Consider the following 7543-nt stretch of genomic DNA (forward strand, 5'->3'; position numbering starts at 1 on the left):
CCCCCCCGCCGCTGGCGCGGGTCGTGGCAAGGTCAGCCCCGCGTCCCGGAGGAGCTTATGAGCGAACGCAAGCCGGCGGTCGTCCCGAGGTCGGGGAGGTCCCGATGCTGCTCCTGGTGACCGCCCACCTGGTGTTGGCGGCCCTGCTCCCGACCGTCAGCAGGTGGCTGGGGCGCTGGGCGTTCGCGGTGGGCGCCATCCTGCCGGCCGTCTCGCTCGGCTGGGCGCTGACCAGCCTCACCGAGGTGCTGGCCGGCGGGACCGTTGACGAGTCGGTGGCGTGGGCGCCCGTTCTCGGGCTGACGTTCACGCTGCGACTCGACATCCTCTCCCTGTTGATGATCTTCCTGGTCTCCGGGGTCGGAGTCCTGATCCTCTGCTATTGCGTCTACTACTTCAAGCCGGACGCCCAGAGCAACTCCCGGACGTCCGCGCTGCTCGTCGCCTTCGCCGGGGCGATGCTGGGCCTCGTCCTCGCCGACGACCTGTTCACCCTCTACATCTTCTGGGAACTGACCACGGTCTGCTCGTTCCTCCTGGTCGGGCAGGACGGCAACACCAAACAGCAGCGGCGGTCCTCCATCCAGGCCCTGCTCGTCACCGTACTCGGTGGGCTGTCGATGTTGCTGGGCTTCGTCCTGCTCGGCGAGCAGGCCGGGACGTACCGGATCTCCGAGATCGTGGCCAGCCCGCCGGCCGCCGGCGCTCTCACCAGCACCGCGCTGGTGCTCATCCTCCTGGGGGCGTTCACCAAGTCCGCCCAGGTCCCGTTCCACACCTGGCTGCCGGGCGCGATGGTCGCGCCCACCCCGGTCAGCGCGTACCTGCACGCCGCGTCGATGGTCAAGGCCGGCGTCTACCTCGTCGCCAGGCTCTCCCCCGCGTTCTCCGACCACACGCCCTGGTGGCCGTTGATCGCGACGCTCGGGATCTGGACGATGCTCATCGGCGGCTACCGGGCGCTGTTCGAACGTGACCTCAAGACCCTGCTCGCCTACGGCACCGTCAGCCAGCTCGGGTTCCTGATGGTGTTGATGGGCGCCGGCTCGCACACGGTCGCGATGGCCGGGGCGACGATGCTGATCGCGCACGGCCTGTTCAAGTCGACGCTGTTCCTCGTCGTCGGCATCATCGACCACCAGGCGGGCACCAGGAACATCGACGAGCTCTCCGGGATCCGACGGCGCTTCCCGGTGCTCACCGTGATCGGCGCCATCGGCGCGCTGTCCATGGCTGGCATCCCCCCGCTGTTCGGGTTCCTCGGCAAGGAGGCGGCGTTCGAGGGGTTCCTGGAGTCGGGTACCACCGGTGACCTCGTGGTCCTGGTCGGTCTCGTGCTCGGGTCCGCCCTCACCGCCGCCTACAGCTTCCGGTTCCTGTGGGGGGCGTTCGGCACCAAGCCGGGTGTCGAGGACTCCTCGGCCCCCAAGCCCTCGCTCGGCCTGATGGTGCCGGCGGCCGTGCCCGCGGCGCTGACCCTGCTCCTCGGGGTGGTCGCCTCGCTGTTCAACGCGCTCGCCACCACCTACGCCGAGCCCTACCCGGCCGGGGACCACCCCTACTACCTGGCGCTGTGGCACGGGTTCTCGCTCCCGCTGCTGCTCTCCGCGGTGGTCGTGGCCTCCGGTGTCGGGTTGCACCTGGCCAGGGACCGGGTGGTTCGCCTCGGGGGGTGGCTGCCGGACTTCCTCCAGGCACAGCCCGGCTACGAACGCACCGTCGCCGGGCTGGACACGGTGTCGTACGCGGTGACCGGCCGGTTCCAGGCCGGTTCCCTCCCGACCTACCTGGCCATCATCCTGCTGACCTTCGTGCTGGTGCCCGGCAGCGCGGTCCTCACCGGTGGCTCGATGCCGGAGGAGCTCCGGCTGTGGGACTCGGCGGTCCAGGTCCCGGTGGCCATCCTGGTGCTCACCGCCGCGATCGCCGTGACGATGGCGAAACGCCGGATGACGGCCGTGATCCTGACCGGCGTGGTCGGATACGGCATCGGCGCGTTCTTCGTCCTCGACGGTGGCCCCGACCTGGCGCTGGCCCAGTTCCTGGTGGAGACGCTGACCCTCGTGGCGTTCGTGTTCGTGCTGCGCCGCCTGCCCAGCCGGTTCACCCAGGTCGAATCCACCCGTTCCCCGCGCTGGCCCAAGGTGGCGGTCTCGGTCGCGGCCGGTGCCCTGGTGGCGGTGTCCGCCCTCGTGTTCAGCGGGGCGAGGCAGGCGCCACCCGAGGCCAGTGAGGGCTTCGTCGAGGCCGCTCCCGAGGGGGCGCACGCCAACAACGTCGTCAACGCGATCCTCGTCGACTTCCGCGCCTTCGACACCGTCGGCGAGATCTCCGTCCTCGCGGTCGCCGCCACCGGCGTCGCCAGCCTGATCCTCGCCACCAGGAGGGCGCGCCGCCCCTCGGCGGCCGAGGAGACGGAGGGACCGCGCAAGTCCAGGGAGGTGCGCAAGTGAGCGAGGGACCGCCGCGTTCCCAGCCCTCCGGTGAGAAGAAGCGCCGGACCAGCCTGTGGGAGGAGTGGGACACCCCGCAGGAGCACTGGCTGTTGGTCGGAAGCCACCGGGACGGCCGGGAACGGTCGCTCCTGCTGGAGGTCGCCGCCCGCATCATCTTCCCCACGGTGCTGGTGTTGTCGCTGTACCTGCTGTTCGCGGGCCACAACCGGTCCGGGGGCGGGTTCTCCGGTGGCCTGGTCGCCGGGCAGGCCTTCGTCGTCCGCTACCTGGCCGGCGGGCCGATGGAGGTGCGCGCGGCGGTCGGGCTGCGCCCGCCGGTCATCATCGGCGCCGGGCTCAGCCTGGCCGTCCTGACCGGCCTCGCTCCGATCTTCTGGGGTGAGGCGCCGCTGACCAGCGCCTACGTGAGCATGACGCTGCCGGTGCTCGGCGACGTGCACGTCGTGAGCAGCCTCTTCCTCGACATGGGGGTCTACCTGCTGATCGTTGGCGTGGTGTGCGACCTGCTCCGCACGCTCGGCGCGGGCATCGAGGAACAGTCGCCACGACCGAGGAGGAGGCCCTCCGGATGAACACCGTGAACGTCACCGTCAACCTGACGATGGCGCTGACCATCGGCGGGCTCTACGCGGTCGGCTTCTACCTGCTGCTCCAGCGCTCCCTGATGCGCATCATCATCGGCATCGTCATCGTCGGGCACGCCGCCAACATGTTCCTCCAGCTCGCCGGTGGCCCTCCCGGACGCTCCCCGATCGTGGGCGTGTCACCGGCGGAGGAGATGACGGACCCCCTGCCCCAGGCGATGGCGCTGACGGCGATCGTCATCACCTTCGCCCTGACCACCTTCCTGCTCGCGCTCGCCTACCGGTCCTCCGTGCTCCTCGGGCACGACGAGGTGCGTGACGACGTCGAGGACCGGCGCATCCGCCGGCAGCAGCAGCGCATCGACGAGCGGGAGGAACCAGACGAGCCGGGAGCCGACCGGAAGTTCGAGTTCGGCACCGACAACGACAAGGAGGCCACGCGGTGACGATGTTGGTCGCGCTGCCGATCCTTCTGCCGCTGCTGGCCGCCGGGCTCTCGCTGGTGCTCGGCCGGTTCGCGACGCTCCAGCGGCTGCTGGGCGTGGTGGTGTTCACGGCGAACGCCGTGCTGGCGGTGGTCCTGCTCGCCGAGGCGGACAAGTCGGGCCCCGTGGTGCTCCAGCTCGGGGGTTGGGACGCTCCGGTCGGCATCACCCTGGTCGCGGACCGGTTGTCCGCGCTGCTGATGCTCATCTCGATGGTGGTGATGCTCGCGGTCCTCGTCTACTCGATCGGCCAGCGCATCACCGACTACGGCCGCAGCACCTCCAGCACCGCCTTCCACCCGATGTACCTGGTGCTGGGCGCTGGCGTCTCGATGGCCTACCTCACGGGCGACCTGTTCAACCTCTTCGTCGCCTTCGAGATCATGCTGGGCGCGTCCTACGTCCTGATCACCCGCCGGACGACGGCGACCCGGGTGCGGGCCGGGATGACGTACACGATCGTCAGCCTGACGTCCTCGCTGCTGTTCATCACGATGATCGCGCTGGTGTACGCGGCGACGGGCACCGTGAACCTCGCCGACCTCTCCGGCAAGGTCGAGGCGTTGCCGGTGGGCGTGCAGTCCGCGATGGCGCTGATGATGATCGTGGTCTTCGGCATCAAGTCCGCGATGGTGCCGCTGCACTTCTGGCTGCCCGACAGCTACCCGACCGCCCCGGCCCCGGTGACCGCCGTGTTCGCCGGCCTGCTGACCAAGGTCGGCGTCTACGCGCTGATCCGGACCCAGACCCTGGTCTTCGACCACGGGGAGAGCTGGACCCTGCTGCTCTGGTTCTCGGTGATCACCATGATCATCGGCGCCCTGGGAGCCATCGCGCAGAACGACCTGAACCGGCTGTTGTCCTTCCTGCTGGTCAGCCACATCGGGTACATGCTGTTCGGCCTGGCGTTGTACGACGTGACCGGCCTGGCTGGCGCGATCCTCTACGTGGTGCACCACATCACGGTGCAGGCGACGCTGTTCCTGGTGAGCGGTCTGCTGACCCGGCACACCGGGACGGTCGCGCTCCGGGGGATGGGCGGCCTGGCCAAGCTGTACCCGGCGATCGCCCTCCTGTTCGCGATCCCGGCGCTGAACCTGGCCGGGATCCCACCGTTCTCCGGCTTCGTCGCGAAGTTGGCGCTGCTGGAGGCGGGGGCCGAGGTCGGCACCACGATGGCCTACGTGGCCACCGGCGCGGCGGTGCTGACCAGCTTCCTGACGCTGTACGCGATGGCCAAGGTGTGGGTCTTCGCGTTCTGGGGCAAGTCGAAGCCGCCCCACCCCGATCCGGACCCCACCGACGAGCTGATCATCGGCACCGGTTCGACCTCCCGCACGATGGTCTCGGCCACGTCCGCGCTGGTGGTCTTCGGTGTGCTGATCGCCGTGTTCGCGGGACCGCTGTCGGAGATCAGCACGCGTGCGGCGACCGACCTGCTCGACGGCGGCCCCTATCGCACCGCGGTGCTCGGTGAGGAGGCGGAATGAGCAAGATGACGGCCCTGCTCGCGACCCGTCGGCACGCCTGGCGGCGGGCGCCGCTGGTGGTGTGGCTGACGCTGGTCTGGCTGATGCTGTGGGGCACCCTGGACGTGGCCACGGTGCTCGGGGGCGTGATCGTCGCCTCGGTGGTGGTCCTGGTGTTCCCGATGCCCCCCATCACGCGCCGGGGCCGCCTACGACCGCTGCGGGTGCTCCAGCTGCTGTGGTGGCTGTTGGCTGACCTGTTCACCTCGGCGTTCCAGGTGGCCTGGGAATCGATCAGCTACGGCCCCAGGACGAAGGCCGGGATCGTGGCCGTGCCGGTGCCGGCCGACACCGACCACGTGGTGGCCACCGCCGCCAACCTGGTCTCGCTGGGGCCGGGGAAGTTCGTCCTCCAGATCGACCGCGAGCAGCGGGTCTTCTACGTCTACGCCCTGGGGATGCAGGGCGAGGAGGACGCCGCGAAGATCCGCCGTGAGGTGCTGGAGATGCAGTCCTGGGTCGTCCGGGCCATCGGCTCCGACGAGGACGTCCGGGCGCTGGACCACCTCGGCCCGACCGAGGCCGACCAGCCGGCGCCGCCGTCGGCCCCACCGTCGGCCGGGGCCCGGCCGACGCCGCCAGAGGAGGACCGCTGATGCAGATCGTCTTCGCCATCACCCTGGCGCTGCTGTGCGCCGCGGGCCTGGTCATCGTCATCAGGCTGGTCCGAGGCCCGACGACCCTCGACCGGATCCTCGCCGTCGACGTCCTGGTCGTGCTCATCGTCGGCGGAACCGCCGTGGGCATGGCGATCCAACAGGACGGCTCCAACATCGCCCTGCTGGCCGCCGTGGCACTGCTCGGGTTCATCGGATCGATGGCCGCCGTCCGACTGGTCGAGAAGAAGGGGACGCACCGATGAGCGTGGGTGACGTGATCTCCGCCGTCCTCCTGATCGGCGGTGCGGTCTTCTGCCTGCTGGGCGCGCTCGGTGTCCTCTGGTTCCCCGACGTCACGGCGCGGCTCCAGGCGGCGACGAAGCCGCAGACACTGGGCCTGATCATGCTGCTGGTGGGCACCGCGATCCAGCTGGACTTCCTGTACGGGTCCGGCCTGATCATGGTCGCGATGTTCCAGATGATCACCGCTCCCGTCATCTCGCAGATGGTGGGCCGGGTCGCCTACCGGACGGGAGCGATGAGGAAGGAGAGCCTGGTCGTCGACGAGCTCGGCGAGCGGCTGGCCCGCGAGGAGGGGACCGGGAAGTCCGGCTGAGCCGACGCGGCCCGACCGGGGACAGGTCGGGCCGCGTCCCACAGTGGACGGACGGTCACCTCCGCCGCGCACCGTCGCAGGTAGACGGACCGTGGCGCGCCGACCTCGGGATCCTGTCGTAGCCTGTCGCCGTGCCGCGACCACGGACTCACGACGACGCCTTACGGATCCGGCTGCTCGACCGCGCCGGGGAACTACTTTCGGCGCACGGCCCCGAGGGCCTGAGCCTGCGCCGCCTCGCCAACGACGTCGGAACGTCGACGACGGCGGTGTACTCCCTCTTCGGTGGCAAGCCGGAACTCGTGCAGGCCCTGCTGGGTGAGGCGTTCGACCGCTTCGCCGTCTGGCTCGCCGAGGTGCCGAGCACCGACGACCCGGTGGAGGACCTGATCCAGCTGGGGCTCGCCTACCGCCGCAGCGCACTGGCGGACCCGCACCTCTACGGGGTCATGTTCAGCCAGGGCACGGCCCCCAGCCCGCTGGGCGAGGACTCCCGCGAGCGCGGCCGACGCGCGTTGCGCCCGCTGTTCGAGGCGGTTCGCAGGGGGCTGGAGCGGGGCGTGCTGGCGGAGGCCCCACCGGAGACCATCGTCATGGGCTGCTGGGGGCAGGTCCACGGACTGGTGTCGCTGGAGCTCGGTCACCGGGTCCCGCCCTACCTGGACGTGGAGGCGAGCTACGAGCGGGCGCTTCGCGCGAACGCCCGAGGGTGGCTCCGCTGACCGGGCGCCGGCACCGAGGCGCCCTCCCCCACCGTGGCCGGAGGTGGCGGGCGCCCCGTAGCCCCCTGTGCCCGGTGAGCGGCGGGCCTGGGTGGCCCGGACCGGCGCCCCGCGACGAGCGGCGCGTCAGGCCGGGCCGTACTGCCGGTCACCCGCGTCGCCGAGACCGGGCACGATGTACCCGGAGTCGTTGAGGCGCTGGTCGATGCTGGCGGTGACGACGCGGAGCGGCAGGCCGCTCCTCCTGAGGTGTTCCACGCCCTCCGGCGCGGCCAAGGCGCAGACCGCCGTGATGTCCGTCGCTCCCCGGTCGGCCAGCAACCGGATGGTGTGTTCCATCGAACCCCCGGTGGCCAGCATGGGGTCCAGGACCAGCACGGCCCGTCCCTCCAGGCTCTCCGGCAGCGACTCCAGGTAGGGCGTGGGCCGCAGGGTTTCCTCGTTGCGGGCCAACCCCACGAATCCCATCTGCGCCTCGGGGATCAGCAGGTGCGCCTGGTCCGCCATGCCCAGGCCGGCGCGGAGCACCGGGACCAGCAGCGGCGGGGTGGC

Annotated in this window: 9 protein-coding genes; 8 read left to right on the forward strand and 1 reads right to left on the reverse strand. The window is 70.6% G+C overall.

Annotated elements, in window-relative coordinates:
- Positions 1-104: 104 nt before the first annotated feature.
- The 8 genes from mbhE to ACTIDRAF_RS0218160 all read left to right on the forward strand — a co-directional run bounded on the left by mbhE (position 105) and on the right by ACTIDRAF_RS0218160 (position 6991).
- Positions 105-2453 carry a hydrogen gas-evolving membrane-bound hydrogenase subunit E gene (mbhE, locus tag ACTIDRAF_RS0218125; RefSeq protein WP_016700144.1) on the forward strand — a complete coding sequence of 783 codons (2349 nt, stop codon included), beginning with the start codon at positions 105-107 and terminating at the stop codon, positions 2451-2453.
- A complete protein-coding gene (locus ACTIDRAF_RS0218130; RefSeq protein ID WP_016700145.1) occupies positions 2450-3028 on the forward strand; it encodes an MnhB domain-containing protein in 579 nt (192 codons plus the stop codon). The genes mbhE and ACTIDRAF_RS0218130 overlap by 4 nt, the downstream gene beginning before the upstream one ends.
- Positions 3025-3486 (forward strand): Na(+)/H(+) antiporter subunit C, encoded by a 462-nt coding sequence (locus tag ACTIDRAF_RS0218135; protein WP_016700146.1) that lies wholly within the window; start codon positions 3025-3027, stop codon positions 3484-3486. Before ACTIDRAF_RS0218130 ends, ACTIDRAF_RS0218135 begins: the two co-directional genes overlap by 4 nt.
- Positions 3483-5015 (forward strand): Na+/H+ antiporter subunit D, encoded by a 1533-nt coding sequence (locus ACTIDRAF_RS0218140; RefSeq protein ID WP_016700147.1) that lies wholly within the window; start codon positions 3483-3485, stop codon positions 5013-5015. Before ACTIDRAF_RS0218135 ends, ACTIDRAF_RS0218140 begins: the two co-directional genes overlap by 4 nt.
- Positions 5012-5650: a Na+/H+ antiporter subunit E gene (locus tag ACTIDRAF_RS29635; protein WP_016700148.1), complete on the forward strand. Its 639-nt coding sequence runs from the start codon at positions 5012-5014 to the stop codon at positions 5648-5650. The genes ACTIDRAF_RS0218140 and ACTIDRAF_RS29635 overlap by 4 nt, the downstream gene beginning before the upstream one ends.
- Positions 5650-5916 (forward strand): MrpF/PhaF family protein, encoded by a 267-nt coding sequence (locus ACTIDRAF_RS0218150; RefSeq protein ID WP_016700149.1) that lies wholly within the window; start codon positions 5650-5652, stop codon positions 5914-5916. Before ACTIDRAF_RS29635 ends, ACTIDRAF_RS0218150 begins: the two co-directional genes overlap by 1 nt.
- Complete coding sequence (mnhG, locus tag ACTIDRAF_RS0218155) at positions 5913-6269, forward strand: monovalent cation/H(+) antiporter subunit G (protein WP_016700150.1); 357 nt, start codon at positions 5913-5915, stop codon at positions 6267-6269. The genes ACTIDRAF_RS0218150 and mnhG overlap by 4 nt, the downstream gene beginning before the upstream one ends.
- Positions 6270-6400: 131 nt before the next feature.
- Positions 6401-6991 (forward strand): TetR/AcrR family transcriptional regulator, encoded by a 591-nt coding sequence (locus tag ACTIDRAF_RS0218160; protein ID WP_016700151.1) that lies wholly within the window; start codon positions 6401-6403, stop codon positions 6989-6991.
- A gap of 126 nt (positions 6992-7117) precedes the next feature.
- Here ACTIDRAF_RS0218160 and upp read toward each other — a convergent pair.
- On the reverse strand, positions 7118-7543 hold a 426-nt coding region (gene upp, locus ACTIDRAF_RS0218165), incomplete at its 5' end, for a uracil phosphoribosyltransferase (RefSeq protein ID WP_016700152.1).

Source organism: Actinoalloteichus spitiensis RMV-1378 (assembly GCF_000239155.1).
GTDB lineage: Bacteria > Actinomycetota > Actinomycetes > Mycobacteriales > Pseudonocardiaceae > Actinoalloteichus_B > Actinoalloteichus_B spitiensis.